Genomic DNA, 26,773 nt, shown 5'->3' with positions numbered 1-26,773 from the left:
GGCCCCTTGAGGAGACAGACTCGCGAAGGAGAGTCCCTTGACCACGAAGTCCGTAGCCGCGGCAACCGTTCACGGATACCCCCGCCAGGGCGGGAACCGGGAACTGAAGAAGGCGATCGAGGGCTACTGGAAGGGCGCCGTCACCGCGGAAGCCCTGCTGGCCACCGCCGCCGACCTGCGCCGGAGCAACTGGAAGCAGCTCGCCGAGGCGGGCGTCCAGGAAGTCCCCACCGGCGACTTCTCGCTGTACGACCACGTGCTGGACACCACCGTCGCCGTCGGCGCGATCCCGCCCCGGCACCGGGCCGCAGTGGCCGCCGACCCGCTGGCCGGGTACTTCGCGATGGCCCGCGGCACCCAGCAGGTGGCGCCGCTGGAGATGACCAAGTGGTTCGACACCAACTACCACTATCTGGTGCCGGAGTTGGGCCCGGACACGGTGTTCGCCGCGAACTCCGCCAAGGCCGTCGCCGAGTTCGGCGAGGCGCTCGCGCTCGGCCACGCCGCCCGCCCGGTGCTGGTCGGCCCGGTCACCTACCTGCTGCTCGCCAAGCCCGCGCCCGGCGTGGCCGCCGACTTCGAGCCGCTCACCCTGCTGGACCGGCTGCTGCCGGTGTACGCGGAGCTGCTGGCCGACCTGCGGGCGGCCGGCGCCGCCTGGGTGCAGCTCGACGAGCCCGCGCTGGTGCAGGACCGCACCCCGGCCGAACTGAACGCGGCCGCCCGCGCCTACCGGGAGCTGGGCGCGCTCACCGACCGGCCGAAGCTGCTGGTCGCCTCCTACTTCGACCGGCTCGGCGAAGCCCTGCCGGTGCTGGCCAAGGCCCCGATCGACGGGCTCGCGCTGGACTTCACCGGCCCGGCGGCGGGCAACCTGAGCGACCTGGCGGCCGTCGGCGGGCTGCCCGGCAAGCGGCTGGTCGCGGGCGTGGTCGACGGCCGCAACGTGTGGATCAACGACCTGGAGAGGTCCCTGGCGACCCTGGGCACCCTGCTCGGCCTGGCCGACACGGTGGACGTCGCCCCCTCCTGCTCACTGCTGCACGTCCCGCTGGACGCGTCCGCCGAGCGTGACGTCGACCCGCAGATCGGCCGCTGGCTGGCCTTCGCGAAGCAGAAGGCCGCCGAGGTGGCGCTGCTCGCGCGCGGCCTGCGCGAGGGGGCGGTCTCGATCGCCGCGGACCTGGCCGCCAACCGGGCCGACCTCGCCTCCCGCGCCACTTCGCCGATCACCCGCGACCCGGCGGTCCGGGCCCGGGCCGCCGCCGTCACCGACGCCGACGCCCGTCGGGCCCAGCCCTACCCGCAGCGCGCCGAGGCCCAGCGCGCCCGGCTCGGCCTGCCGCTGCTGCCCACCACCACCATCGGCTCCTTCCCGCAGACCACCGAACTGCGGGTGGCCCGTGCCGACCTGACGGCCGGCCGGATCGACACCGCTGCCTACCGCGAGCGGATGGAGACGGAGGTCCGCGAGGTGATCGCGTACCAGGAGAAGGCCGGTCTGGACGTGCTGGTGCACGGCGAGCCCGAGCGCAATGACATGGTGCAGTACTTCGCCGAGCAGCTCACCGGCTACCTGGCCACCCGGCACGGCTGGGTGCAGTCCTACGGCACCCGGTACGTGCGTCCGCCGGTGCTGGCGGGCGACATCTCCCGTCCGCACCCGATGACGGTCGACTGGTACCGCTTCGCGCAGGGCCTCACCGACCGCCCGGTCAAGGGCATGCTGACCGGCCCGGTCACCATGCTGGCCTGGTCGTTCGTCCGCGACGACCAGCCGCTGGCCGACACCGCCCGGCAGGTCGCCCTCGCCCTGCGCGACGAGGTCGCGGACCTGGAGGCGGCGGGCGCTGCCGTGATCCAGGTCGACGAACCCGCGCTGCGCGAGACGCTCCCGCTGCGTGCCGCCGACCGCTCCGCGTACCTGGACTGGGCCACCGAGTCCTTCCGGGTCGCCACCTCCGGGGTCCGCGCCGACACCCAGATCCACACCCACATGTGCTATGCCGAGTTCGGTGCCGTCATGACGGCGATCGACGACCTCGACGCCGATGTGATCTCCCTGGAGGCCACCCGCTCGCACATGGAGGTCGCCGGTGAACTGGCCGAGGCCGGCTATCCGCGCGAGGTCGGCCCGGGCGTGTGGGACATCCACTCCCCGCGCGTCCCCTCCCCCGAGGAGGCGCTGGCACTGCTGCGGGCCGGGCTGGCCGCGATCCCCGCCGAACGCCTCTGGGTCAACCCGGACTGCGGCCTGAAGACCCGCGGCTGGACCGAGACCCGGGCCTCGATCGACAGCCTGGTCACCGCCGCCCGCACCCTGCGGGCAGAACTGGCCGACTGAACCACCGGGAACAGGCAGGAAGGGCGGGTGCGGTCCGTGAGCCGCGCCCGCCCGGACGGTCGGCTCCCCGCCCGGGACCGTCCGGGGCGGGGAGCCGGCCGTCGCAGTGACAGAGGGGGTCGTACATGAGCAGGAGGCCGCTGCCGCGCCGGGTCCGGATCGACGGTGAAGTCCTGGTCGTCATTTCGGAGAAGGAGTACGAGGGACTGCTGGCCACCCGCCGCCAGGTGGGCGCCATCGGAGCCCGGACGCGGGTCCTCCAACAGGCACTCGCGGACGCGCTGGCCCGGCTGGCCCTGGCCGAGGGCGGTGGTGGCGCGCCGGACCGGGAGCCGTCCTGACGGGCGGGGGCGGCCCGGACCGCCCCCGCCCGTCAGGACCGGGACAGACCGAGGTTCTGGTAGATCTCGCTGGTGACGGTGGAGAAGTTCATGGTCATGAAATGCAGGCCGGGAACTCCTTCGGAAAGCAGTCGGCGGCACATGCCGGTGGCGTGTTCGATCCCGATGGAGCGAACCGCCGCGGTGTCGTCCCCGTGTGCTTCCATCCGGGCGGAGAAATCGGCCGGAATGGCCGCTGTGCTGAGCGTGGGAATGCGTCGGAGTGACCGGATGCTGGTCACCGGCATGATTTCCGGAATCACCGGGATATTGCATCCGGCGCCCTGGAGCCGGTCGCGGAAACGGAGGTAGCTGTCCACGTCGAAGAACATCTGGGTGATCGCGTAGTCGGCACCCGCGCGCCACTTCCCGACGAAGTGGCGGATCTCCGCCTGCCAGTCGGGGGAGCGCGGGTGCCGCTCGGGGAAGGCGGCCACCCCGACGCAGAAGTCCCCGGACTCCTTGATCAGGGCCACCAGGTCGGCGGCGTACTCCACCCCCTCGGGGTGCCGGTTCCAGGGGCCCAGCGGGTCGCCGGGCGGGTCGCCGCGCAGGGCCAGGATGTTGCGTACGCCCTGGTCGGCGTAGTGCCCGAGGATGTTGCGCAGCTCGGCCACGCTGTGGCCGACGGCGGTCAGGTGGGCCGCCGGAGTGAGCGTGGTCTCCTGCGCGATGCGGCCGGTGACGCCCACCGTCCGCTCCCGGGTGGAGCCGCCGGCACCGTACGTCACCGAGACGAAGGTCGGTGCCAGCGCCTCCAGCCGACGGATCGCGTTCCACAGCCCGGCCTCCGCCTCGGCGCTGCGCGGCGGCATGAACTCGAACGAGTAGGAACGCTTTCCGGTGGCCAGGAGATCACGGACGGAGACCGCCCGGTCGGTGCGGATGGACGAGGTTCCCAGTGTCATGAAAGCAGGCTATCCGGTGCACGCGGAACTGTCCCCGGCAGTCCACCCTGTGATACGGCTGGATTTCGCCGGGTGAATGCGGAGGTGCGGAATTTCCGAAGGAGGGGAAAGGCGGTCGGACGGGTGGCGGGGCAGGCTGCGGTGATGCCGCACAATGAGGGCATGGAAAGACCTTCGCACGGACTCGCCGGCGTCCCCGACCACCACCGCTGCGCGGTGATGGGAATCCTCAACGTCACACCGGACTCCTTCTCCGACGGGGGCCGCTGGCTGGACCCGGGACGGGCCGTCGCACGCGGACTGGAGCTGGCGGCCCGGGGCGCCGACATCGTGGACGTCGGAGGGGAGTCCACCCGCCCCGGCGCGCGCCGCATCCCCGCCGAGGAGGAACTCGCCCGGGTGCTCCCGGTGGTGCGGGGCCTGGCCCGACAGGGCGTCCCGGTGAGCGTCGACACGATGCGGGCCGAAGTCGCCGAGGCCGCGGTCGACGCGGGGGCCGGTCTCGTCAACGACGTCAGCGGCGGTCTGGCGGACGAGGCGATGGCCAAGACGGTCGCCCGGGCGGGCGTGCCGTTCGTGCTCATGCACTGGCGGGGGCAGTCCCGGCGGATGGACGACCTGGCCGACTACGGGGACGTGGTCGCCGAGGTAGTCGAGGAGGTGCGCCGCCGGATGGACGCGGTGGTCTCGGCCGGCGTCGATCCGGAGCGGATCGTGGTCGATCCCGGGCTCGGCTTCGCCAAGGGGCGCCGGGACGACTGGGCGCTGCTCGCCTCCCTGGACGCCTGGGCCGCGCTCGGCCGCCCCCTCCTGGTCGGGCCCTCCCGCAAGCGCTTCCTCGGCGAGCTGCTGGCCGACCCCGCCACCGGCGAACCCCGCCCGGCCCGGGAGCGGGACGCCGCCACCGCCGCGACGGCCGCCCTGGCCGCCGCGCAGGGCGCCTGGGCGGTGCGGGTGCACGAGGTCGGGGCCGTCGCCGACGCGGTCCGGGTCGAAGCCGCCCTGCGGGCCCACCGGGCGGGGCGTGCGACCGCCCCCTGACGCACCCGAACGAAAGACCATCCGGAGAAAAAGACCATCCGGGAAAGAGGAGAGAGGTACGCCGCACCATGGCACCACCCGTCAGGCGCAAGGTCTTCGCCCACGCGAAGCTGCGGCGGTTGCGCCGCGAGCACGGCATGAACCAGGTCGAGTTGGCGCACGAGCTGGGCCTCTCGACCAGCTACCTCAACCAGATCGAGCACAGCCGGCGGCCCCTGACCGCCGCGGTGCTGCTGCGGATCTCCGAAGTCTTCGGCGTGGAGCCGGAGTTCTTCTCCGAGGCGGAGGAGGAACGGCTCGCCACCGACCTGCGGGCCGCCCTCGCCGACGAGGCGTGCGGCCCCGCGGTCGCGGCGGAGGAGGTGGTGGAGGCGAGCCGGAACCATCCGGACGTCGCCCGGGCGCTGGTCGCGCTGCACCGCCGCTACCGGGAGGCCGTCACCCGGGTCGCCGAACTCGACCACCCGGGGGGTGCCGCCGCGGCGCTGGTGCCCGCCGAACCCCACGACCAGGTGCGGGACTTCTTCTACGCGCACCACAACCACATCGCGGTCCTCGACGCGGAGGCCGAACGCACCGCCGCCGCCCTCGCCGCGGACCCGAGCGGCCGCACGGCCGCGCTGGTGGCCAGGTTCGGCGAACGGCACGGGGTGCGGGTGCTGGACGCCGACCCGGGCGACCGGGCCGAGATGCGCCGGTTCGACCCGGCGAGCGGCACCCTGCGCCTGTCGCCCTGGCTGGCGGACGGCCAGCGGGCCTTCCAACTCGCCACCCAGCTCGCGCTGCTGGAACACCGCCCGCTGCTCGACGCCCTGGTCGCGGCGGCCGAACCGGCCTTCACCTCCGCGCAGGCCGCCGACCTGGCCAGGATCGGTCTCGCCAACTACTTCGCGGGCGCCCTGCTGATGCCGTACTCCGCCTTCCACACGGCCGCGGAGGAGGTGCGCTACGACATCGAACTGCTCCAGGCACGCTTCGGCGTCGGTTTCGAGACGGTCTGCCACCGGCTCTCGACCTTGCAGCGCACCGGCCGACGGGGCGTGCCGTTCTCGTTCCTGCGCGCCGACCGGGCGGGCAACATCTCCAAGCGGCAGTCGGCGACCGACTTCCACTTCTCCCGGCTGGGCGGCACCTGCCCGCTCTGGACCGTCTACGAGGCGTTCTCCGCCCCCGGGCGGATCCTCACCCAGGTCGCCGAGATGCCCGACGGCAAGCGCTACTTCTGGATCGCCCGGACGGTGACCCACGGCGGCCACGGCCACCGGGCGCCCCGCAGCGAGTTCGCCGTCGCCCTCGGCTGCGAACTGCGCCACGCCCACCGTCTGGTGTACTCCGAGGGGATCGCCCTCGACGGGGGGCGGGCCGCGACCCCGATCGGCCTGGGCTGCCGGATCTGCGAACGGACCGACTGCGCCCAGCGGGCCCGCCCCCCGGCCGCCGGCCGGCTCGTGGTGGACCCGGACCGGCGCACCCGGGTCCCCTACCCGGTGGCCGACGGGGAGGAGTACCCGGGAGCCGGGTGAGCCCGGCGGCTACACGGAGGCCGGCACCGGCCGCTGGCCGGGGCCGTCGTAGGAGGCGAGCGGGCGGATCAGGGCGTTGTGGGCGAGCTGTTCGATGATGTGGGCGGTCCAGCCGGTGATCCGGCTCATCACGAAGATCGGGGTGAAGACGGGGGTGTCGAAGCCCATCAGGTGGTAGGCGAGGCCGGCCGGGTAGTCGAGGTTGGGGTGGATGCCCTTGCGCTCCAGCATGGCCTCGCGCAGGGCGGTGTGCAGGGCGGCCAGCCGGGTGACCTCCGGGTCGGCGGACTGCGCGACCAGCCGGTCGAGGGCGGCCTGCATGATCGGGACGCGGGAGTCGCCGTTCTTGTAGACGCGGTGGCCGAAGCCCATGATCTTGCGCTTGGAGGCGAGCGCCTCGTCGAGCCAGTCGGCGGCGCGGTCCGGGTCGCCGATCTCCTCCAGCATGTGCATCACCGCCTCGTTGGCGCCGCCGTGCAGCGGACCCTTGAGGGCGCCGATCGCGGCGGTGACGGCGCTGTAGAGGTCGGAGAGGGTGGAGGTGACCACCCGGGCGGTGAAGGTGGAGGCGTTGAAGCTGTGTTCGGCGTACAGCACCAGGGAGATCTCGAAGCAGCGCACCACCTCGGGGGCGGGCACCGCGCCGAAGCACATGTGGAAGAAGTTCTCGGCGTACCCGAGGTCCGGGTCCGGGGCGATCGGTGACAGGCCGCGGCGGCGGCGCTGGTCGGCGGCGACGACGGTGGGCAGTTTCGCCAGCAGGTTCAGCGACTTGGCGAGGGCGGGGGCCGGGCGGCCGTCGTCCTCGGTGGGGTCCTCGGCGCCGAAGAAGCTGACGGCGGTGCGCAGCACGTCCATCGGGTGGCAGGTCTCGGGCAGCTTGGCCAGCAGTTCGGCGGTGGTGCGGTCGAGCGGGCGCAGCGCGCTCTCGCGGGCGCGGAACTCGCGCAGCTGGGCCGGGTCGGGGAGTTCACCGTGCCACAGCAGGTGGGCGGTCTCCTCGAAGGAGCGGTGGGCGGCCAGCTCCTGGACGGGGTAGCCGCGGTAGGTGAGGGAGTTGGTCTCCTGGATGACGGTGGAGATCCCGGTGGTGTCGACGACGACACCGGCGAGGCCGCGGTGGACCCCGGGCGTGGTGGCGGGCATGGGTGAACCTCCGGTGCGTCAGGTGCCGGGCGGCAGGGTGAAGTCGAAGACGGCCGAGTCGAAGGCCGCGTACTCCCGGTAGCCGAGCAGCTCGTACAGCCGGGAGCGGGTCTGCATCCGGGGCAGCAGGGACTCCTGGGTGCCTTCGGCGGCGATGGTCCGCAGGCCGTCCTCGATCGCGCCCATCGCCAGGCGCAGCAGGGTGACGGGGTAGAGGGCGATGTTGTAGCCGAGGTCCGTCAGGGTGCGGGTGTCCAGCAGCGGGGTCTTGCCGAACTCGGTGAGGTTGGCGAGCAGCGGTACGTCCACGGCTTTGCGGAACGCCTCGTACTCGGAGAGGTCGGCCAGCGCCTCGGGGAAGACCGCGTCGGCGCCCGCGTCGACGTAGGCCTTGGCGCGGGCGATCGCGGCGTCGAGTCCTTCGACGGAGCGGGCGTCGGTGCGGGCCATGAGCAGGAAGTCGGGGTCGCGGCGGGCGTCCACGGCGGCCCGGATCCGGCGCACCATCTGCTCGCGGGGGGTGACGGTCTTGCCGTCGAGGTGGCCGCAGCGCTTGGGGTTGACCTGGTCCTCCAGGTGGAGGCCGGCGACGCCGGCGTCCTCCAGGAGTTGGACGGTGCGGGCGGCGTTCATGGGTTCGCCGAAGCCGGTGTCGGCGTCGATGAGCACCGGCAGGTCGGTGGCGCGGGTGGTCTGCTGGGCGCGCTGGGCGATCTCGGTGACGGTGGTGAGGCCGATGTCGGGCAGGCCGAGGTCGGCGGCGAGCACCGCGCCGGACAGGTACGCGGCCTCGAAGCCCAGATCCTGGATCAGGCGGGCGGAGAGCGGGTTGATCGCGCCGGGCAGGCGCAGCAGCCGGCCGGAGGCGAGCTGTTCGCGGAAGGCCCGGCGGCGCTGGGCGGGGGTGGTGCGGGTGTGCAGCATCAGAACAGGCCCTTCGGCAGGGTCGCGTCGAAGGCGCGCACCGCTTCGGTGTCCACGGCCGGGAACAGCTCGCCGAGGTCGGCGGCCCCGAGTTCGGCGAGGCCGTCGGCGGCGGCCAGGAAGCGGTCCTGGTCGGCGGGGGCGACGACGTCGGCGGCGAGGGTGCGGAACTTGCGCTGGTAGGCGGGCCGGTCGAAGGGGCGGGCGCCGGCCGGGTGGGCGTCGGCCACGCCCAGCTCGTCCTCGACCACCGAGCCGTCGTCCAGCGTGATCACCACGCGCCCGCCGAAGGCCCGGCGCTCCGGGTCGGGGTCGTGGTAGCGGCGGGTCCACTCCGGGTCCTCGACGGTGGTGATCTTGCGCCACAGCGCGACCGTCTCCGGGCGCCCGGCCCGCTCGGGGCGTAGGAGCGCTCGTGGTGCCAGCCGCCGTCCTCCAGGGCGACGGCCAGGATGTACGGGATCGAGTGGTCGAGCGTCTCGCGGCTCGCCGTCGGGTCGTACTTCTGCGGGTCGTTCGCGCCGGAGCCGATCACGTGGTGGGTGTGGTGGCTGGTGTGCAGGACGACCGAGCGGACCCGCTCCAGCGGGCCGGCCTTCTCGCGCAGCCGCCGGGCCAGGTCGATGATCGCCTGGGCCTGGTACTCGGCCGAGTACTCCTTGGTGTAGGTGTCCAGGATCGCGCGGCGCGGCTCGTCCGGCCCCGGCAGCAGCACCCCGTAGTCGGCGGACGGGCCGTCCAGCATCCAGGCCAGGAAGCCGTCCTCGCCCTCGTAGACCGGCGACGGCGAGGTCTCGCCGCGCATCGCCCGGTCCACCGCCTCGATCGCGACCTTCCCGGCGAACGCGGGGGCGTACGCCTTCCAGCTGGAGATCTCGCCCTTGCGGGACTGCCGGGTGGCGGTGGTGGTGTGCACCGCCTGCTGGACGGCCTGGTAGGTGACCTCGGTCGGCAGCCGCAGCAGCGCCCCGAGGCCGCAGGCGGTGGCCGCGCTCAGGTGCGCGACGTGGTCGATCCGGTGCGCGTGCAGGCAGATGCCCTTGACCAGGGCGACGTGCACCTCGTACGCCGCGACGACGCCCCGCAGCAGGTCCGCGCCGGTCCGGCCGGTGTGCTGGGCGACGGCCAGCAGCGGCGGGATGTTGTCGCCGGGGTGCGAGTAGTCGGCGGCCAGGTAGGTGTCGTGGAAGTCGAGTTCGCGCACGGCGGTGCCGTTGGCCCAGGCCGCCCACTCCGGGGAGACCCGGGTGCCGCTGCCGAACACCGAGGCGCCGGGCGCGGCCGGGCGGTGCGCCAGGGCCTGGGCGCGGGCCACCGCCACCGGGCGGCGCAGCAGCGAGGCGACGGCCACCGACGCGTTGTCGATCACCCGGTTGACGGCCATCCGCACGCTCTCCGGCTCCAACTCCTCGGTTCCGGTGGCCACCGAGGCCAGCTTCCAGGCGAGTTGCTCCTCGCGCGGGAGGCGGTCGGCGCTGGGGTGGACACGGACGCGGTGCTCGATCACGGGACTCCTCGGAGGCGTCGGCTGCTGGGGTTCGCATGATCGAGACTGCCGGTCGCACCGCGGGCGGTCCAGCAGGCCACACTGCGGAATCCGCACCCGGCGGACCTGCGAATCGGCGAATCCTGCGAAGAACCGGAGGCGCACCGCCGACCGGGGCGTCCGTCGGCGGGGTGCGTGCGCCCTTGACCCGGCCTTCGGCGCCTCGCCATGATGGGCCGTCATGTTTCCTGACTCCGCCGTCGGGGGAAGTCCGGTCCGAATCCGGCGCTGACCCGCAACGGTAGGCCGTCGACGGCTGTCGACGGCGAGCCCGATCACCCGGTGGCGGAGGTGTACGTCCACTCCTCCCGTCGTGGTCTGCGGGTCGGAGCTCCGAGGGCTGCGCCGCCGCGCGCCATCTCCTCCGGGCCCCGCGCGCAGGTTCGGAAAGGCTCTCCATGACCGTGCTCCGCCGCCCCCTGCGCCTGCTCGCGATACCGGCGCTCGCCCTCGCGGCCACGCTCCCCGCGGCCGTCCCCGCCCAGGCCGCCCCGGTCCCCGCCGGCACCGCCGCCCTCCGGCCGGACGCCGCCGCTGCGGGCTGGCTGGCCCGCCAACTCGTCGACGGCGACCACTTCGAGACCGTCTTCGACGGCACCGCCTACCCCGACCAGGGGCTGACCATCGACGCCGTGCTGGCCTTCGCCGCCTCGCACAGCTCCGACGAGGCCGCCGCCCGTGCGACCGCCTGGCTCGCCCGGCCGGAGAACACCGCCGGCTACCTGGGCGACGGCACCATTGAGGCGTACGCGGGCGCCACCGCGAAGCTCCTGCTCGCAGCCGAGGTCCGCGGCGTGAACCCGGCCGCCTTCGGCGGTGTCGACCTCCCGGCCCGGCTGCGCTCCTTGCAGACGCCCAGCGGCCGGTTCTCCGACCGCTCCCAGTGGGGCGACTACAGCAACTCCTTCGGCCAGTCCCTGGCCGTCATCGCCCTCACCCGCACCCCCGCCGGGGCCCCGGCCGCGGCCGTCGACTTCCTGGCCGGCAGCCAGTGCGCGGACGGCGGGTTCCCGGTCTCCTTCGGCCAGGCCGCCTGCACCGCCGACCCGGACGCCACCGCGCTCGCCGTCCAGGCCCTCGCCGCCACCGGACGCGCCGCGAAGGCCGCCGCCGGACTGAACTGGCTGAGCGCGCACCAGAACGCCGACGGCGGGTTCGCCGCGGCCGGGGCCGCCGCCTCCAACGCCAACAGCACCGGGCTCGCCACCGAGAGCCTGCTGTCCTCCGGCCGCCTCGTGGCCGGGCTCAAGGGCTGGGGCGCTCTGGTCAAGCTCCAGCAGGGCTGCGCCGCCGGTTCGGCCGTCCGGGGCGCGGTCGCCTACGACGCCACCGGCTTCGACCCGGGCAACGCCGCGCGCGCCACCGCCCAAGCCGTCCTCGGGCTCTCCGGCACGCCGCTGGTCTCCCTCTCGGCCCGCGGCGCCCGCCCCACCGCACCTGTCCTCGCCTGCCCCGCGGCCCACTGAACACCCTGACCGGCCGACCTTCGGAACCAGGAGCACCTCCATGAGCGACACCCTCACGCCCACCCGTCCGGCCCGCCGCACCCTCGGCTCGATCGCCGCAGCGGCGGCACTGACCGCCGGCCTGCTCGGCGTCTCCGCCGTCCAGGCCCCACAGGCAAAGGCCGCGGCCTGCTCCGGCACCACCGGCGTCACCGTCGTGGTGGACTTCACCGCCGTCGGCGGCGGCATCCAGACCGGCTGTGCCCCGGGCGACCCCGCCAGCGGCCTCGCCGCGCTCACCGGCGCCGGATTCTCGTACGCGTTCCACCCGCGCTACCCCGGCTTCGTCTGCACGATCAACTCCCTGCCGACGACCTGCACCAACCCGACCGGCAGCGCCTACTGGTCGTACTGGCACGCTCAGCACGGCACCGCCTGGACCTACAGCAGCCTCGGTGCGGGCAGCTACAACCCGGCCCCCGGCGAGGTCGAGGGCTGGTCCTTCGGCGCGGGGCCCAGCCGGGCATCACCGCCCCCTGAACCGGTGACGCCGGTGCCCCGACCCTCGTCGAGAGGGCCGGGGCACCGGCGTTCCGCTCAGCGGGCGGACGTCCGCGCGCGTCGGAGCAGCCGGGCGGCGAACAGGGCCGTGACGGCCGCTGCTGCGGTGAAGAGCACGGTGTTGCCGACCACCCCCACCGAGGTCAGCCAGCCCGGATCGCTGCCGTCCGGCAGCACGGTGTCGGCGAACAGCCCGCCGACCCCGGTCGCCGTACCGCGCAGCAAGTAGACGCCCCCCACCGCGACGAGGCCGACCGGCAGGGTCAGCACCGTCGCCGCCAAGTAGTACCGCCCGTTCCCGCTCAGCCCGCCGAGCGCCGCCAGCGCCCCGACCAGGGCCACGTAGCAGGCCCCCGGCCATGTCGACCGTCCCATCGGTTCCCCCTCCGTCGCTTCGGTTCCCGGGCGGCGCGATCCCTTCCCGGGAGAGGTGTTCCCACTGTCTGCCCGACGCGCGGTCAGCTGCCGTAGCGGAGCGAGACCGTATCGCCGACGTTGACCACGGTGCCACGGGTCGCGGCGGTGGCGGTGGCGCCGTCCAGGCTGACCTTCCAGGTCGAGGAGCCGCTGTTGGCGGTGCCGTTGACGGCGGTGACGGTGCCGGTGCCGCTGGAGGGGGTGACGGAGGTGACGCAGCCGCTCGGGTGGCGGTGGCGGCGGCGTCCAGGACGGCGCCGAGCGTCGTGGTGGTCCCGGTCGGGGTGAGCGTGACGGCGCAGACCTTCAGGGCCCCGGCGGTGCCGTTGTCGACGACCAGCGCGATCCGGGCGGCGGTGCCGGAGGTGAACGCGGAGGTGGCGACCCAGGTGGGGGCGCCGGAGGTGACGGGGGCGGGCGGGGCGGCGGTGAACCCGGCGCCGGCCACGGCGCGCAGCCCGTCCACGGAGGCGTACGCGGACGGCGAGGCGTCGGTGGACAGGTACTTGAAGCCGCCGCCGGGCTTGAACTGCTGGGAGATCAGGTAGTCGACCGGGGTCTTGCCGGTGCCGCTGGTGAAGTCGGTACCCTGCGAGTTGATGCCGCAGGCGTTCAGGCCGGAGACGGCCCAGCCGTTGGAGTCGGTGTTGGCACCGAACATCGAGTTGAAGGCACCGGAGGACAGCAGCTTGCCCTTGAGGAAGTTCTTCGCGGCCACGACCGCCGCGTCGGTGTTCGGGACACCGCCGACGCAGAGCGAGGCCATCGCGGCACCGGTCATGTCGATGTCGCTGCCCTGCGCGAGGGCGCTCGGGTCTCCGGCGGCCTTGCTGTAGTTCCAGCCGCCGTCGGTGTGCTGGTTGGCGCGCACGACCGCGACCGAGGCGTCGACCAGGGCCTGCGGGACTCGCTGCCCGCCCGCCTGGGTGCGGGCGCCGCCGAGGGCGAGCAGGCCGAAGACGGTGCCGTTGAAGTTGGCGGACGGCCCCCAGTAGCCGGGTTCGGCGCTCTGCCAGTAGGCGGCGAGGTCGGCGACCAGGTTGCGTCCGGCGCCGACCCGAGCCGGGTCGATGCCCGCCGCGTAGGAGTTGAGGATCGCGCGCTCGTAGTCCGTGACCACCGGGGACGAGCCGGGCCAGCTGCCGGCGGCGAGCTGGCCCCGGTAGACGGTGCGGGCGTTCTTGGCCGGGTCGCTGCCGGGCAGCACATCCACGGCGGCGGTCCCGGCGGCGGCGAGCGCGCTGAACGCCCACTCGTTGGACAGCCCGCCGGAGGTGACGTAGCTGCCGTCGGCGGCCTGCAGGGTCTTCAGGTAGGCGACGCCGTTGGTCTTCGAGGTGGCTATCTGGGCCGGGGTGGCGGTCGCCGCGGCCGGGACGGCCGACAGCAGGACGACGCCGGCCGTCAGGACGGCCGCGGGGGCGGCGAAGGAGCGGAGGGACACGGTGGGTCTCCTTGGAAGGAGGGCGCCGACCTGCCCCGGGCGCACGGCTGCGCTGACGGGCCGCGTGCTGGTGGGCGGCCGCCGCCCGGATCGCGTGGGCTGGCTTTCGCTCGTGGTGCGTGGCCGGCGGGCATTCGGACTCGGGCGCGTGGAGGCCCCTCACCGCTGCGCGTCAGCCCCGGATTCGCACCGGGTTCCCCCACGCGGCCACCCGGGACGCTACCGCACCGCGCCCCGACCCACGAGGTGGCGCGGGCGACATGACGCCCCGTTGACGTGCCGCCACGCACCATGGTCTGATGAACCGGTTTTTCACCCTCGGCAGTCAGGGGAAGCCGGTCCGAATCCGGCGCTGACCCGCAACCGTAGATCCGCCCCTCCGGGCGGATGAGCCGGAATGCCTGCGCCGGGGGACTTCAGTCACAAGCAGATGCGTCGTCGCGGACTACGACGCGGTGCAGGCCGGATTCCCTCCTCCGAGGACCGTCTGCCGCGCCGTCGTATCCAGCCTCGACCTACCACGGGGAGAGTCGCCGGTGCGGGCCACCAACACGCTTACGAGCCACGGCCGCGGAGGCCGACGGCTGACCTACCTGGCACTCACGTCAGCTCTCGCGGTCACCGCCGGCGCCACCCTCGCCCTCGGTCACCCCGACCGGGCCGCGGCGGACCCGATCGAGGAGTGCACCGCCACCACCGGCGCGGTCGTCGCCGTCGACTTCGGCCACTGGGGCGGCGGCGTCGTGCGAGGCTGCGACGCCCACCCCACCACCGGCATGAACCTGCTGCACAACGCCGGGTTCACCACCACCGGCACCCAGCACGACGGCCCCGGCTTCATCTGCCGCCTCGGCAGCAGCACCTTCGGCAACGGCGCCCAGTACCCGACCCCCGCCGAGGAGCCCTGCGTCAACACCCCGCAGGCCACCGCCTACTGGTCGTACTGGATCGCCGCCCCCGGCCAGGACACCTGGTCCTACAGCCAGTTCGGCGCCGACACCCAGAAGCCCAAGCCCGGCGAGGTCGAGGCGTGGGTCTACGGCGGCACCGACATCGGGGGCACCAGCGGTGCGCCCAGCTTCACCCCGGACTCGGTACGTGCCAAGAACAGCGCCAGTCCTCGCCCTCCGCGTCCGAGTCTGCCTCCGCCTCAGCCTCAGCCTCGGCGTCCACCCCGCCCTCCGGGTCCGCCTCGCCGAGCCCGAGCCAGAGCGGCCCGCCGCCCGCCACCGCGGACCCCGCCGCGGCGGCGGCCTGGCTCGCCGCCCAGCTCGTCGACGGCAGCTACATGGGCAACTGGGCCTTCGAAGGCCCCGACTACCCGAGGACCGCGCTCACCGCCGTCGCCCTCGCCGCCGCCGGAACCCAGGACCCGGCCCTGCGCAAGGTGGTGGCCTTCCTCCGGGCCCACACCGAGGACTTCCTGCTGCCCGACGGCCAGGCCGGCGCTCCCGACACCCGGGCCGCCGCCCTGCTCGCCCTCGTCGCCGAGAGCACCGGCGGCAACCCCGGGCGTTCGGCGGCCACGACCTGATCGCCGCCCTGACCGACCACGTCTGCACCGCCGCGGGCGAGAACGGGCAGTGCACCGCCGCCGGGGACTTCCGCGGCGCCGCCTCGCCCTGGACCCAGGCCCTCGCCGTCATGGCCCTGCTGCGCGCCGGCACCACCGTGCCCGCCGCGGCCCTCGACCGGTTCACCACCCTGCAGTGCGCCGACGGCGGCATATCCGGTGCCATGATCGCCGCCGGGGACCACTGCGAGTCCGACCCCTCCACCACCTCCCTCACCGTGCTCGCCCTGAACGCCGCGGGCGGCCGCGGAGCGACGGTGGACAAGGCCGTCGGCCAGCTCACCGCGAGCCAGCAGACCGACGGCTCCTACCTCCCCTACGTCGGCGCCTCCAGCGGCGACACCTCCAGTACCGCCATGGCGGCCCAGGGCCTCAAGGCCGCGGGCCGTACCACCGGAGGGGCCGCCGCCACCGCGTGGATCGCCACCCGGCAGAACCCGGACGGCGGCTTCGCCACCGACGAGTGGACCCCCGACTCCGACCCGGCCGCCACCGAGCAGGCGATCCTCGCCCTCACCGGCACCGACCCGCTGACGGTCACCCACGACCTCGGCACGGCGCCCCAGCCCGGCCGGACGCCCGACCTCGCCAAGGGCGGCGCCTACCTCACCGACCCCGCCCGCCTGCTCGGCGGCCACTACTACGAGGCGTTCCCCGACTCCGGGTTCGCCGACTTCGGCCTCACCATCGACGCCGCCTACGCGCTCGCCGCCACCGGCACCGACGACGCGGCGCTGCGCCGGATCGTCGACTTCCTCGACCAGCAGGGAAAGGACGGCAACGAACGCACCGTCAACGACTGGACGTCAGTCGGCACCGAGTACGTGGGCGGCGGCTCCGTCGGCAAGGAGGCGCTGCTCGCCGAGGTCGTCGGGCGCGATCCGCGGAACTTCGGCGGCCACGACCTGATCGCCGCGCTCGCCCAGGCCGTCTGCGACCACGCCGACGCCGCCAACGGCTGTGCGGCCGAGGGCAACTACCTCTGGGCCACCTCGGTCTTCTCCCAGTCGCTCGGAGTCATGGCCCAGCTGAGGGCCGGTGACGCCGAGCACGCCGCCGCGCCCATCGCCTACCTGAAGGGCCTCCAGGCCGCGAACGGCTCCTGGCCGAGCCTCATCCCCGCCTCCGGCGACTCCGACGTGGACAGCACCGCGATGGCCGTCATGGCGCTCGCCCTCGTCCCCGGTGACGAAGCGGCCCGGGCCGTCGACAAGGGCCTGGCCTGGCTGGCGGCCCAGCAACTGCCGGACGGCGGCTTCCCCGGCGCCGCCGGCGACTCGACCAACTCCGCCGCCCTCGCGATCCAGGGGCTGACGCTCCGCCAGTCCGCCCACGCCGCGCAGATCGCCAGGGCCGTCGAGTTCCTCGCGGCCGAGCAGAACGCCGACGGCGGCTTCAACGTCGCCTCCGCCGGCCAGCAGGGCTCCGACGTCCGGGCCTCCACCCAGACGCTCGGCGGCGTGACCGGCCTCTCCTTCGGCACGCTCCACCGCGACCTCGGCGGTGACACCCCGACCGGCTCGCCGTCCCCGTCCCCGTCGGATTCGGCCTCTCCCTCTCCGTCTCCGTCGCCCTCGGTGTCCGCCCCGCCGTCCGACTCTCCCTCGGCACCGTCGTCGCCCTCGGTGACGGCGAGCGGCGGCTCCGTGCCGCCCACCTCCTCGACCACCGGGGCGGGAGCGGGCACCGGTGCGGGCCAGGTTCCGCCCGGCAGCGACACCGGCAGCGGCAGCGACACCGGTACCGCATCAGACAGCCTGGCGTGGACCGGTACCGACGTCCTGGAACTGGTCGTCCCCGGCCTGCTGCTCACCGCCGCGGGCGGTGCGGTCCTGGTCGCCACCGCCGACGCAACGCCCCGGCCGCGGGCAGGCACCGGTGATCCGCCGGCTCGCCGCGCGCGCCGCATCCGGCTGTGCCGCCCTCGCCCTCGTCCTGGTCGGCCTCGGCCCGGGGCGACCCCGGCCGCCGCCACGGCGCTGCCGATCGAGCAGTGCACCACCACCTCCGGCGTGGTGCTGGCGGTCGACTTCAGCCACTGGGGCGGCCCGCTGCTGCGCTCCTGCGGCACCACGCCGACCACCGGCTACCAACTGCTCAACCAGGGCGGCTGGAAGACCACCGGCACCCAGCACGACGGCCCGGCCTTCATCTGCCGAATCGGCTACAGCGGCCACCAGGGCGGCACCCAGTACCCGACCCGGCCCAGGAGAAGTGCGTCCTCACCCCGCCCGCCACCGCGTACTGGTCGTACTGGCACGCCGACCCGGGCCAGAACACCTGGTCCTACAGCCAGTTGGGGGCGATGAGCTACCACCCGGTGCCGGGCAGCGTCGACCTGTGGATCTTCGGTGGCACCGACATCGAGGGCACCGAGGGCCGTCCCACCTTCTCGCCCGACAGCGTCCGCGCCCACAACACCACCCCCGGCGGCACCACCCAGACCGCCGCGCCCAAGCCGACCCCTCCTGCCGGCGGCGGCAGTACGGGCGGTGGGACGTCCGGTGGTGGGACGTCCGGTGGCGGGACCGGGAGTGGAACCGGAGCCGGCAAGTCATCGGGCGGTGGGACCGGAAGCGGTGGGACGTCCGGCGGTGGTACGTCCGCCCCCGAGCCGTCCACCGACGGGTCCGGCGCCGAGCAGGAGAGTCCTTCCGGTCAGCCGGCCCCTCGACACCGCCGCGGGTCCCAGCCGCCCACCGGCTCGCCTCCGCCGTTTCCGCGGCCCCCTCGGCTGAGGGCAGCCGGCCCGTGGCGGTGGACGCCGCACCCGTAGCCGACGCCCCGCACCCCTCCTCCGGTTCGATCGCCCCCGCGGTCACCGGCGTCGCCCTCGTGGTCGCCCTCGGCATCGCCACGGCGGTCACCGCGCTGCGCCGCCGCCGACGGGCGGAGTGACCCGGTGCCGAAGCTCGACCCGGCCGGTCCCGGCGACGCACCGGGCGGCCGCCGCATCCCGCGCGACCTGCACCCGTTCGCCTGGTGGATCTGGGCCCTCGCCATGGCCACCGCCGCCAGCCGCACCACCAACCCGCTCCTGCTGTTCCTCGTGCTCGCGGTGCTCGGCTACGTCGTCACCGCCCGCCGGACCGAGGCCCCGTGGGCGCGCGGCTTCAAGTACTACCTGTGGCTGGCGCTGACGATCGTGGCGATCCGGGTGCTGTTCCGGTGCGTCTTCGCCACCGGCGTCACCCCGGACGACCACGTGCTGCTGACGCTGCCGCACCTCCCCACCCCCGCCTGGTACGCGGGCATCGAGATCGGCGGCCCGGTGTCGCTGGAGGCGGTGCTGTCCTCGGCGGTGGACGGGCTGCGGCTGGCCTGTCTGATGTGCTGCATCGGCGCGGCCAACACGCTGGCCAACCCGAAGCGCGCGCTGCGGGTGCTGCCGGGCGCGCTGTACGAACTGGGCGTCGCCGTGACCGTGGCGCTCAGCGTCGCACCCCAGCTCGTCCAGAGCGTACAGCGCGTCCTACGGGCCCGACGGCTGCGCGCCGGACGCGGCAAGGGCGTCCGCGCCCTGCGCGGCATCGTCGTCCCGGTCCTGGAGGACGCGCTGGAGCGCTCGCTGCGGCTGGCGGCGGCGATGGACTCGCGCGGCTACGGCCGTTCCGGCACCGCCACCAAGGCGTCCCGCCGGCTCACCGGAGGGCTCATGCTGCTGGGCATGTGCGGACTGTGCGCCGGCCTGTACGGGCTGCTGGACGGGACGGCCCCGGCCTGGCTGGGCCTGCCGGGGCTGGCGGTCGGGTCGGCGCTGTGCGTGGCGGGCCTGGCGCTGGGCGGGCGGCGGGTGCGGCGCACCACCTACCGGCCCGATCCGTGGCGGGGCGCCGAGTGGGGGGTGGCGGGCTGCGGCGTCGCCGCCGCCGTGCTGCTGTGCGTCACCGTCGGCTACGACGCCACCGACCTCAACCCTTCCTTGTACCCGCTGAGTTGGCCCGCGCTGCCGACCGTTCCGGTGCTGGCCCTGCTGATCGCCGCCGCCGCCGGGCCCTCGCCCCGCCGCCGGGCCGACCGCCCGCCCCCGCGGCCCTGCCAGGGCAGCGGACAGCCGCTCCTGCCGCCGACCGCGAACTCTCCGAGGTGTCCGAGTGATCCGTTTCGACCAGGTCTCCGTGGTGTACCACGGCGCGTCCGAGCCGGTCCTCCGGGACGTCGGACTGACGATCCCGGAGGGCGAGTTGTGCCTGGTGGTGGGCCGGACGGGCGCCGGCAAGTCGACGCTGCTGGGCGCGGTGAACGGGCTGGTGCCGCACTTCACCGGCGGCACCCTGCACGGCCGGGTGACGGTCGACGGGCGGGACACCGCGCACCACCCGCCGCGCGAACTCGCCGACGTGGTGGGCGTGGTGGGACAGGACCCGCTGGCCGGGTTCACCACCGACACGGTGGAGGAGGAACTCGCGTACGCGATGGAGCAGTTGGCCGTCCCGCCGGAGGTGATGCGCAAACGCGTCGAGGAGACCCTCGACCTGCTGGGCCTGGCCGACCTGCGGCACCGGGCGCTGCACGAGCTGTCCGGCGGCCAGCAGCAGCGGGTGGCGATCGGCTCGGTGCTCACCGCGCACCCGCGCGTCCTGGTGCTGGACGAGCCGACCTCCGCCCTCGACCCGACGGCCGCCGAGGAGGTACTGGCCGCCGTCACCCGGCTGGTGCACGACCTGGGGGTGACCGTGCTGCTGGCCGAGCACCGGCTGGAGCGGGTGGTGCAGTACGCCGACAGCGTCGCGTACCTGCCCGGGGACGGCACCGTGCGGTACGGGCCGCCCGCCGAGGTGTTCCGGGACACCGCGATCGCCCCGCCGGTCGTCGAGCTGGGCCGGCTGGCCGGCTGGCACCCGCTGCCGCTGTCGGTGCGCGACGCCCGCCGGGCCGCCGCCCCGCTGCGCGAGCGGCTCTCCGCGCGTCCCGTGCCGCCGCCGCGACGCACCGGCACCGCCGGGGAGACGGTGCTCACCGCCGAACGGATCGTCGTGCGCCACGGCCCGGTGTTCGCCGTCCGGGAGGTCTCGCTCGACCTGGCGGCCGGACAGGTGGCGGCGCTGATGGGACGCAACGGCTCCGGGAAGTCCTCGCTGCTGTGGGCGCTCCAGGGCTCGGGACCGCGTCAGGGCGGCACCGTCGGCACCACCGGCACAGCGGGCGGGAAGGCAGTCGATCCCAAGCGCGTCTCCGCCGCCGAGGCCCGACAACTGGTCGGACTCGTCCCGCAGACCCCGACCGACCTGCTCTACCTGGACACCGTGGCGGCCGAACTCGCCCAGAGCGACCGGGACGGTGTCGGCTCAGGGCCGAGCACCCGTGAGATCCTGGACCGCCTGGCCCCGGGCATCGCCGACGGCACCCACCCCGGGACCTCTCCGAAGGACAGAAGCTCGCTCTCGTCCTGGCGGTCCAACTCGCCGCCGCACCAAGGGTCGTCCTCCTGGACGAGCCCACCCGCGGCCTGGACTACCAGGCCAAGGAGGCCCTGATCGGCGTGGTCGACCGGCTCGCGGCGGACGGGCACGCCGTCATGGTGTCCACCCACGACGTCGAGTTCGTCGCCGCGGCCGCCGACCGGGTGGTGGTGATGGCCGAGGGCGAGGTCGTCGCCGACGGACCCACGGCCGAAGTGATCACCGCCTCGCCGACCTTCGCCCCGCAGACCGCCAAGATCCTCGCCCCGCTGCCCTACCTGACCGTCCCCCAGGTCGGCCGGGCCCTGGACACCGCGGGGGCGGCCCGATGACCGCCGCCGTCCGGGCCGTCCGCGTCCCGCTCCGGGCCCGGGCCGTGATCGCGGGCGCCGCCTTCGCCGGCCTGGTGGCCTTCACCTGGCCGTTCGTCGTCGCACCGGGCCGCTTCGGGTCCGCGTACGCGCCGCCGCTGATCTTCGGCGCGCTGCTGGTGCTGATCCTGGCCGTGGTGGTCTCGGAGATCGCCTCGGGCGGCATCGACGCCAAGGCGCTGGCCATGCTGGGCGTGCTCTCCGCCGTCAACGCGGGCCTGCGCCCGCTCGGCGCCGGGACCGCGGGCGTGGAGACCGTCTTCTTCCTGCTCGTCCTGGCCGGCCGGGTCTTCGGCCCCGGCTTCGGCTTCACCCTCGGCTGCACCTCGCTGTTCGCCTCCGCCCTGCTCACCGGCGGCGTCGGCCCGTGGATGCCGTACCAGATGTTCGGCTGCGCGTTCGTCGGCCTGATCGCGGGCCTGTTGCCCCGGCTGGGCGGCCGGGCCGAGGTGCTGCTGCTGGCCGGGTACGGGGCGCTGTCCGGCTACCTGTTCGGCTTCCTGCTGAACCTCTCGTTCTGGCCGTTCTCCCTCGACCCGCACAGCTCGATCGCCTACCTGCCGGGCCTGCCGTTCACCGAGCAGTGGCACCGCTACCTGCTGTTCGACCTGGCCACCTCGCTCGGCTGGGACACCGGCCGCGCCGTCACCACCGCGCTGGCCGTGCTGCTCGCGGGCCCGGCCGTGCTCGCCGTCTTCCGCCGCGCCGCCCGCCGCGCCGCCTTCGAGGCACCGGTCGCGTTCGTCCCGGGCACCATCACCGCAGCGGGGAGGTCGGCACGGTGAGCCGTCACCCGAAGCCCCGGACGATGTCGATCGACGGCAGGGAGGTCGTCGTGCTGACTCCGGAGGACTACGCCGCGCTGAGCGCCTCGCGCAGACAACTGGGCGCACTCAACAGCCACGCGGAGCAGTTGAAGTCCGAACTGCGTCAGGCCCGCGCGTTGCTGGGCCGGGTGCGGGAGATGCTGGCGCCCCCGGACGGAGAGCGACAGGACGACGGACCGGCCGACCCCGCGGCCCTGATCGAAGCCATCGACGAGGCGGTCCGACGGGGACGGCCCCGCCGCTGACCGGCCCTCCGCGACGGGGGACGGGCACCGGCGGGGCCGAGCCCGCTCACACCGCCGGGTGCGGGTGGAAGCCGCGCCCGCTCTTGCGGCCGAGCATCCCGGCCTCCACCATCCGGGCCAGCAGCGGAGGCGGGGCGTACAGCGGTTCTTTGTACTCCTCGTACATGAGGCCGGGGGGTGATGACGTGCAGTGATGGTCGCTCAGGGGTGTCGACCTGCATGGGAAGGTTCCTCACAGTTCCTCACGCGACCCCTGGCTTCCTCGGGCCGCGTCTCCCCGGACGCTCCCCGAGTGGGGCGACTCCCCAGACTCTCCCCAGGGGAGCGCACGCAGAACCGCCTCGCGCCCCCCGGCCGAGGGGGTACGAGGCGGTTCGGTGGGTCAGTAGGATGCCGACGCGTCTCCCACGCGAGATACATCCGACCGACCCGTACTCCCGCCGACAGTGCCCGGCTTGAACGGGCGCTGCCGGCGGGCGATCGGGAGGCCCGGCCGACTCATCGGTCGGGCCTTCGTCGTTGCAGGGTCGAGTGTTACCGCCCGTACCCACAGGGATAGTTGACGGAGTGGAGGTATCCACGATTCCGCATGTGTGCATCCCGCACAAGGTCCTGGAAGGCGGCCGTTTGGCGGGCGGGTGGAGCAGTTTATCGAACGGATTTGCGATTGCACAGCTTCGGCGATTCGTGACACAGAGTGGCTCCGTGCGCGGGATGCTACCCGGATGGAGCCGCAGATGCACACAATAAGGTGCGGACATTCCGGTTGCGCCGGGGCAGCGTTAGACGGGTGCCATTCAAGATCCACTTGCCCGTACACCTGCTGATGGAACTGCAGGTGATCGCCAGCCGCATCAAGTCCTTACGAGAGGACCGCGGCTGGACCCAAGAAGACCTCGTCGAGCGCACGGGCCTGCACCGGAACACGATCGGCCGCATGGAAGCCGGAGGGCAGGCTCCGTCCCTGGCCGCCTACCTCGTCGTCGCCGACGCGCTCGGCGTTCCCGCCTGGCGCCTGTTCCGCGACGAGGACGAGCCGGAGGCCGAGTAGCTACGGTCGGGCGTCGCCGGCCGGCAGCAGGCCCTTGGCCTGGTTGCGTTCGTCGGCGATCCGCAGCGCGGTCGTCTCGCTGAGGTGCCACTCCGGCTGGCCCATCGACAGCAGCCACTCGCCGTCCGGGGCGCGCACGCCCCACAGCTGCACGCCGGCGGCGGACACCTTCAGCCGCTCCGCCCGGTAGCAGCCGGGCTGCTGGCCGCTCACGCCGACCGCCGGACGGTGGCGGCTTCGAGCCAGTCCACATAGCAGTCGGAGGCGTCGGGGTCGCGGTCGCGGCCGGTGCCGGACACGCAGCGGGAGCAGACCTTGCACGGCCGGTGCTCGTCGGGGTCCGGCGGCCACGGGATGCGGGCCCGTCGCGTCGTCGTGCTCATGGGTACTCCTCTGATCGCCGGGGAGCGGCACCAAGCGGTGCAGGATCAGAGTCGGCCAACGCCCAGGCCCGGGCAATGACGGCCCGGCCGCGAAAACCGAAGGTCATCACGGCGTTGCGATGACGAGCCACCCGCCCCATCGCGACGGCATGATGACGACGGCCCACAGCGCCCGGCGTGCGGCGCTACGGTGAACTCACCGCCACTCACCCCCTTGCAGCAGGAGCCCCTCATGCGGCCCAGCGCCCGGAGTACCGCCGCCCAGCTACGCGCCACGGCCGACGTCGACGGCTGGTCCCCATGGGCCCTGGTCCAGCGGATCTCCGAGCAGGCCGAGGTCTCCCTCGCCCAGGCGCATCGCCTGGCCCGCGGGTGGACCCTCGCGCAGGCGTGCGCCGCCTACCGCGATCTGAGGGCGCCGGTGACGGTGCAGCAGATGTCCAGCTGGGAGACCGGGTCCGTGCGCCCCGGCGAGACCCACCTCGACGGGCTGTGCGAGCTCTACCGGACCCGGCCCGACCGGCTCGGATGGGGGCGCGACTACACCCCCGCCGGCCAGCCCGACGACCCGGGCGGCGCCCGCCCGCCGCTCTCCGGGCAGGTCGTACGCCGCGGCAGTACGGCGGCGTCGGCAGAGCAGCGGGCGATACTGCAAGACCTGCTGGGCGGCCTCGGTCCGGCCATCCCGGGGCACGTGCTCCACGCTCTGGCCGGCGCCCGGCAGGGCATGGCGGAGACCCTCTCCGACGGGCTGGCCGAAACGACCATCGACCAGCTGGAACGGTCGGCCGCCGAACTCGGCCAGGCGTACCAGGTCGTCCCCCCGGCGCGGATGCTCGGCGGCGCGGTGCTCGACTTCGTCGAGGTGCAGCAGGTGCTGTCCCGCCGCCAGCCGGCCGACCGGCGCAGCCGGTTGTGCCATGTGGCCGCGCAGCTCGCCGGGGCGGCCGGCATGGCGCTGGTGGCGCTCGGCTCGCAGCGGGAGGCGCGGGAGTGGTTCCGGGTCGCGCAGCTGGCCGCGGAGGAGACCGGTGACCGGGCGCTGCGGGCGTGGCTGCTGTGCCGGGAGGCCGTGATCCCGTTCTACGGGGGGAACCCGGCTGCTGCCGCCCGGCTGGCCGAGCGGGCCCGCATGGTGGCCGGCTCCACCGTGTGCGCCACCGCCGCGTGGGCCCCGGCCCTGGAGGCCCGCTCCTTGGCCCGGCTAGGCCGGGACGAGGATGCCCGGGCCGCCATGGCTATCGCCGTCCGGGCGTTCGAGCGCCTGGACGAGCGGCACACCGCCGACCTCGCCTACGGCTACACCCTGCGCCAACTGCGCTGGCACGTGGGCAGCATGCACACCGCGCTCGGCGACACCCGGCGCGCGCACCTGGCGCTCGACGAGGCGCTCACCCTGTACTCGCCCGCCGAGCGCCTCGACCGGGCGCTGATCGCCCTGGACCAGGCCGATGGGCTGATCGGTGTCGGTGAGATCACCACCGGCGCTCAGGTCGGCGTCGACGCGCTGGAGTCGCTGCCCGACGAGCACCGGACCGGCATCGTGGTGTCCCGGGCCCGCGAGGTGCTGGCCGCTGTTCCGGCCCGGGCGGCCCGGGGTGTGGCCGTCGCCGAGCTGCGCGAGCTGGTCCAGCCGCCCGCCGCTCCGGAGTTGGAGGGTTAGGGGCGGCGGGCGAGGAGTTGCAGGAGGCCGACCACGGCGACGCCGGCGACGATCTCCCGACGGTCGATCATTCCTTGGATGCGGTCGAGGGGGATCCACTCGATCCGGTCGGCCTCGTGGGTGTCGACGGGTGGCGCGATGTACTCGGCCCCGCGGGCCAGGAACGTGGTGTGCTCGGCGTTGCTCATGCCGCCGATGGGCTGATTGTAGGCGAGGGGCTCGACCGCGGCGACGCGCCAGCCGGTCTCCTCCTCTACCTCCCGGATCGCGGCCTGCTCCAGGGACTCCCCGTCCTCGACGATGCCCGAGGGGATCTCCCAGTTCCAGGTGTCGGTGGCGAAGCGGTGGCGCCACATCATCAGCACCTCGTCGCGGTCGTTGAGGACCACGACGGCGGCGACGGGGGCGAATCGAACGAGGTGGTGCTCGTAGCGGTCGCGGCCGGGGGGTTCGACGTCGACGAGGTCGAGCTCGACCCAGGGGCTTGTGTAGATGGGGCGGCTGCCGTGCACGGTCCACTCGCTCATGGCGGTGATCATCCCACGGGGGCGCCGCGGCCTACACTGCCAGGGGGCCGAAGCCCCTGGACCTCCCCGATGACCTGCGCGATCTGGGACGCGCCGCCTTCGATGCCGCGCGGGCCCTGGAGGCCGCGGCCTGCGGGGCGGTGACGTGGATGCCGCCCGTGCCGCATACCTGGCCGCGGCGGACGCCGTGCGCCTCCACCCCGTGCTGGAGCACGCCCGTGTCGAGGGCTGCCACGCGCAGACGCTGCAGGCGCTGCGGGACGGGGCCCGCGAGGCCGTCGCGGCAGCCGCCTGATCGGACCGGTCTCGCGAAACTCGCCCGCCGCCGCGCCCGGGCTGGCATCCTGCCGGCATGAGCGAGAAGAACGTGCTGGCGGTGTTCGAGGAGATCGGGCGAGCCGAGGCGTCGATGCCCGAAGCGCGGGCCGTGGTGCCGATCCGGCACGGCATCACGTTCGTGGCCCTCGACCCGGCGGGACCGATCGAGCTGATGGGCTGGTACTCGCAGGGCCCGATCCCGCTTCCGGCGGTGGGAGACGTGATCGGGCTGCACTGGGATCGGGTTCGGGTGGTCGCGGTGCACACCCAGTACGGGCGGGACGAGGGCACCGGGGAGCCGGTGGTGTTCACGTCGGTGGACGTCGAGGCGCTGCCGACGACGGCTGCCTGACCGGGCCTGGACGCACGGAACCGCCCCGCCTCCCGAAGGAGACGGGGCGGTGTGTTGCCGCGAGCGCGGGCCCAAAGCGCCTCGAAAAAAGGGCTACGGAGCATCCCCGCGAAGGCGGGAAAGGGCTGTCGATGCACCTAGGCCCATCGACGGACCAACCCCGCAGGCGCGGGGAGCAGTGTTGGACGCGGTTCAAGGTTGGAGCATCCCCGCGAGGGCGGGGAGCAGGGCTGTGTGGACTCCAACGTCGGACCATCCCCGCGCGTGCGGGGAGTAAAGCGGTTTCACCGTAGCACTTCTGACGGACAGTGATGGGTGGATCGCCCACTTGCAACCTTGCCTCACGTGAGGCATAGTTGTTCTCGAAGGCAGCACCCACCGC

At 74.0% G+C, this 26,773-nt stretch carries 21 protein-coding genes, 5 pseudogenes and 2 riboswitches; of the genes and pseudogenes, 17 read left to right on the top strand and 9 right to left on the bottom strand.

Annotation, left to right across the window (positions count from 1 at the left end):
• The first annotated feature begins 37 nt into the window (after positions 1-37).
• Together metE and QMQ26_RS02280 are read left to right on the top strand one after the other, a co-directional pair.
• Entirely contained in the window at positions 38-2,344 is a 2,307-nt protein-coding gene (gene metE, locus QMQ26_RS02285; protein WP_282204583.1) for a 5-methyltetrahydropteroyltriglutamate--homocysteine S-methyltransferase, read from the top strand.
• A gap of 125 nt (positions 2,345-2,469) precedes the next feature.
• A complete protein-coding gene (locus tag QMQ26_RS02280; RefSeq protein WP_282204582.1) occupies positions 2,470-2,685 on the top strand; it encodes a hypothetical protein in 216 nt (71 codons plus the stop codon).
• Between the two features lie 32 nt (positions 2,686-2,717).
• Here QMQ26_RS02280 and metF read toward each other — a convergent pair whose 3' ends face one another.
• A complete protein-coding gene (gene metF / locus QMQ26_RS02275) occupies positions 2,718-3,632 on the bottom strand; it encodes a methylenetetrahydrofolate reductase [NAD(P)H] (RefSeq protein ID WP_282204581.1) in 915 nt (304 codons plus the stop codon).
• 162 nt (positions 3,633-3,794) lie between these two features.
• Between metF and folP the strand changes: the two genes are divergently transcribed.
• Both folP and QMQ26_RS02265 read left to right on the top strand, forming a co-directional pair.
• Positions 3,795-4,673 carry a dihydropteroate synthase gene (gene folP, locus QMQ26_RS02270; RefSeq protein ID WP_282204580.1) on the top strand — a complete coding sequence of 293 codons (879 nt, stop codon included), beginning with the start codon at positions 3,795-3,797 and terminating at the stop codon, positions 4,671-4,673.
• A 68-nt stretch (positions 4,674-4,741) separates the two neighbouring features.
• Positions 4,742-6,196 (top strand): short-chain fatty acyl-CoA regulator family protein, encoded by a 1,455-nt coding sequence (locus QMQ26_RS02265; protein ID WP_282204579.1) that lies wholly within the window; start codon positions 4,742-4,744, stop codon positions 6,194-6,196.
• Positions 6,197-6,205: 9 nt separating this feature from the next.
• On the opposite strand, the gene QMQ26_RS02260 is transcribed toward QMQ26_RS02265, so the two are convergent.
• From QMQ26_RS02260 to QMQ26_RS02250, 3 genes and pseudogenes are all read right to left on the bottom strand, one after another.
• Positions 6,206-7,342 (bottom strand): bifunctional 2-methylcitrate synthase/citrate synthase, encoded by a 1,137-nt coding sequence (locus QMQ26_RS02260; protein WP_282204578.1) that lies wholly within the window; start codon positions 7,340-7,342, stop codon positions 6,206-6,208.
• Positions 7,343-7,360: 18 nt separating this feature from the next.
• Complete coding sequence (gene prpB, locus QMQ26_RS02255; RefSeq protein ID WP_282204577.1) at positions 7,361-8,266, bottom strand: methylisocitrate lyase; 906 nt, start codon at positions 8,264-8,266, stop codon at positions 7,361-7,363.
• Positions 8,266-9,773, bottom strand: a pseudogene (locus QMQ26_RS02250) (MmgE/PrpD family protein). The gene prpB and the pseudogene QMQ26_RS02250 overlap by 1 nt, the downstream one beginning before the upstream one ends.
• A gap of 220 nt (positions 9,774-9,993) precedes the next feature.
• Positions 9,994-10,113, top strand: a riboswitch (cobalamin riboswitch).
• A gap of 97 nt (positions 10,114-10,210) precedes the next feature.
• Here QMQ26_RS02250 and QMQ26_RS02245 point away from each other — a divergent pair.
• Both QMQ26_RS02245 and QMQ26_RS02240 read left to right on the top strand, forming a co-directional pair.
• Positions 10,211-11,278, top strand: a complete 1,068-nt coding sequence (locus tag QMQ26_RS02245; protein ID WP_282204576.1) for a prenyltransferase/squalene oxidase repeat-containing protein — start codon at positions 10,211-10,213, stop codon at positions 11,276-11,278.
• 40 nt (positions 11,279-11,318) lie between these two features.
• A complete protein-coding gene (locus QMQ26_RS02240) occupies positions 11,319-12,047 on the top strand; it encodes a hypothetical protein (protein WP_282204575.1) in 729 nt (242 codons plus the stop codon).
• A gap of 229 nt (positions 12,048-12,276) precedes the next feature.
• Here the strand turns inward: QMQ26_RS02240 and QMQ26_RS02235 are convergent.
• Positions 12,277-13,679: pseudogene (locus QMQ26_RS02235) on the bottom strand (hypothetical protein).
• Between the two features lie 128 nt (positions 13,680-13,807).
• Positions 13,808-13,879: riboswitch (cobalamin riboswitch) on the bottom strand.
• Between the two features lie 1,088 nt (positions 13,880-14,967).
• Here QMQ26_RS02235 and QMQ26_RS02230 point away from each other — a divergent pair.
• The 7 genes and pseudogenes from QMQ26_RS02230 to QMQ26_RS02190 all read left to right on the top strand — a co-directional run bounded on the left by QMQ26_RS02230 (position 14,968) and on the right by QMQ26_RS02190 (position 22,097).
• Positions 14,968-15,213 (top strand): hypothetical protein, encoded by a 246-nt coding sequence (locus QMQ26_RS02230; protein WP_282204574.1) that lies wholly within the window; start codon positions 14,968-14,970, stop codon positions 15,211-15,213.
• Positions 15,214-15,323: 110 nt separating this feature from the next.
• Positions 15,324-17,561, top strand: coding sequence for a prenyltransferase/squalene oxidase repeat-containing protein (locus tag QMQ26_RS37860; RefSeq protein WP_404814040.1), 2,238 nt, complete (start codon positions 15,324-15,326; stop codon positions 17,559-17,561).
• Positions 17,562-18,009: 448 nt separating this feature from the next.
• Positions 18,010-18,150 (top strand): hypothetical protein, encoded by a 141-nt coding sequence (locus QMQ26_RS02215; protein ID WP_282206723.1) that lies wholly within the window; start codon positions 18,010-18,012, stop codon positions 18,148-18,150.
• Between the two features lie 103 nt (positions 18,151-18,253).
• Positions 18,254-19,350, top strand: a pseudogene (locus tag QMQ26_RS02210) (CbiQ family ECF transporter T component).
• Positions 19,347-20,986 (top strand): annotated as a pseudogene (locus QMQ26_RS02205) (ABC transporter ATP-binding protein). Before QMQ26_RS02210 ends, QMQ26_RS02205 begins: the two co-directional pseudogenes overlap by 4 nt.
• Positions 20,983-21,810 (top strand): ECF transporter S component, encoded by an 828-nt coding sequence (locus QMQ26_RS02195; RefSeq protein WP_282204572.1) that lies wholly within the window; start codon positions 20,983-20,985, stop codon positions 21,808-21,810. The pseudogene QMQ26_RS02205 and the gene QMQ26_RS02195 overlap by 4 nt, the downstream one beginning before the upstream one ends.
• Positions 21,811-21,833: 23 nt before the next feature.
• The gene (locus QMQ26_RS02190; protein WP_282204571.1) at positions 21,834-22,097 is read left to right on the top strand and encodes a hypothetical protein; all 264 of its coding nucleotides are present in this window, start codon (positions 21,834-21,836) and stop codon (positions 22,095-22,097) included.
• A 46-nt stretch (positions 22,098-22,143) separates the two neighbouring features.
• Here QMQ26_RS02190 and QMQ26_RS02185 read toward each other — a convergent pair.
• A pseudogene (locus QMQ26_RS02185) lies at positions 22,144-22,263 on the bottom strand (3-hydroxyacyl-CoA dehydrogenase family protein); the annotation flags it as partial.
• Between the two features lie 624 nt (positions 22,264-22,887).
• On the opposite strand from QMQ26_RS02185, the gene QMQ26_RS02180 reads away from it, so the two are divergent.
• The gene (locus QMQ26_RS02180; protein ID WP_282204570.1) at positions 22,888-23,148 is read left to right on the top strand and encodes a helix-turn-helix domain-containing protein; all 261 of its coding nucleotides are present in this window, start codon (positions 22,888-22,890) and stop codon (positions 23,146-23,148) included.
• Here QMQ26_RS02180 and QMQ26_RS02175 read toward each other — a convergent pair whose 3' ends face one another.
• On the bottom strand, positions 23,149-23,361 hold the full coding sequence (locus tag QMQ26_RS02175; RefSeq protein WP_282204569.1) for a hypothetical protein: 213 nt from the start codon (positions 23,359-23,361) through the stop codon (positions 23,149-23,151). It lies immediately after the preceding gene.
• Positions 23,358-23,531, bottom strand: a complete 174-nt coding sequence (locus QMQ26_RS02170; protein ID WP_282204568.1) for a hypothetical protein — start codon at positions 23,529-23,531, stop codon at positions 23,358-23,360. Before QMQ26_RS02170 ends, QMQ26_RS02175 begins: the two co-directional genes overlap by 4 nt.
• Positions 23,532-23,763: 232 nt before the next feature.
• Here QMQ26_RS02170 and QMQ26_RS02165 point away from each other — a divergent pair, with 232 nt between their 5' ends.
• Positions 23,764-25,194, top strand: a complete 1,431-nt coding sequence (locus tag QMQ26_RS02165; protein WP_282204567.1) for a hypothetical protein — start codon at positions 23,764-23,766, stop codon at positions 25,192-25,194.
• Here the strand turns inward: QMQ26_RS02165 and QMQ26_RS02160 are convergent.
• The gene (locus QMQ26_RS02160) at positions 25,191-25,721 is read right to left on the bottom strand and encodes an NUDIX hydrolase (RefSeq protein ID WP_282204566.1); all 531 of its coding nucleotides are present in this window, start codon (positions 25,719-25,721) and stop codon (positions 25,191-25,193) included. The two genes, QMQ26_RS02165 and QMQ26_RS02160, sit on opposite strands and share 4 nt — an antisense overlap.
• 145 nt (positions 25,722-25,866) lie before the next feature.
• Between QMQ26_RS02160 and QMQ26_RS02155 the strand changes: the two genes are divergently transcribed.
• Both QMQ26_RS02155 and QMQ26_RS02150 read left to right on the top strand, forming a co-directional pair.
• Complete coding sequence (locus tag QMQ26_RS02155; RefSeq protein WP_282204565.1) at positions 25,867-26,016, top strand: hypothetical protein; 150 nt, start codon at positions 25,867-25,869, stop codon at positions 26,014-26,016.
• A gap of 57 nt (positions 26,017-26,073) precedes the next feature.
• Positions 26,074-26,391 carry a hypothetical protein gene (locus tag QMQ26_RS02150; RefSeq protein WP_282204564.1) on the top strand — a complete coding sequence of 106 codons (318 nt, stop codon included), beginning with the start codon at positions 26,074-26,076 and terminating at the stop codon, positions 26,389-26,391.
• Positions 26,392-26,773: the final 382 nt, after the last annotated feature.

Source organism: Kitasatospora fiedleri, from assembly GCF_948472415.1.
GTDB classification, from domain to species: Bacteria; Actinomycetota; Actinomycetes; order Streptomycetales; family Streptomycetaceae; genus Kitasatospora; species Kitasatospora fiedleri.
The sequence above is the reverse complement of the archived record's forward strand: the minus strand, read 5'-3'. Positions and strand labels throughout refer to the sequence as shown.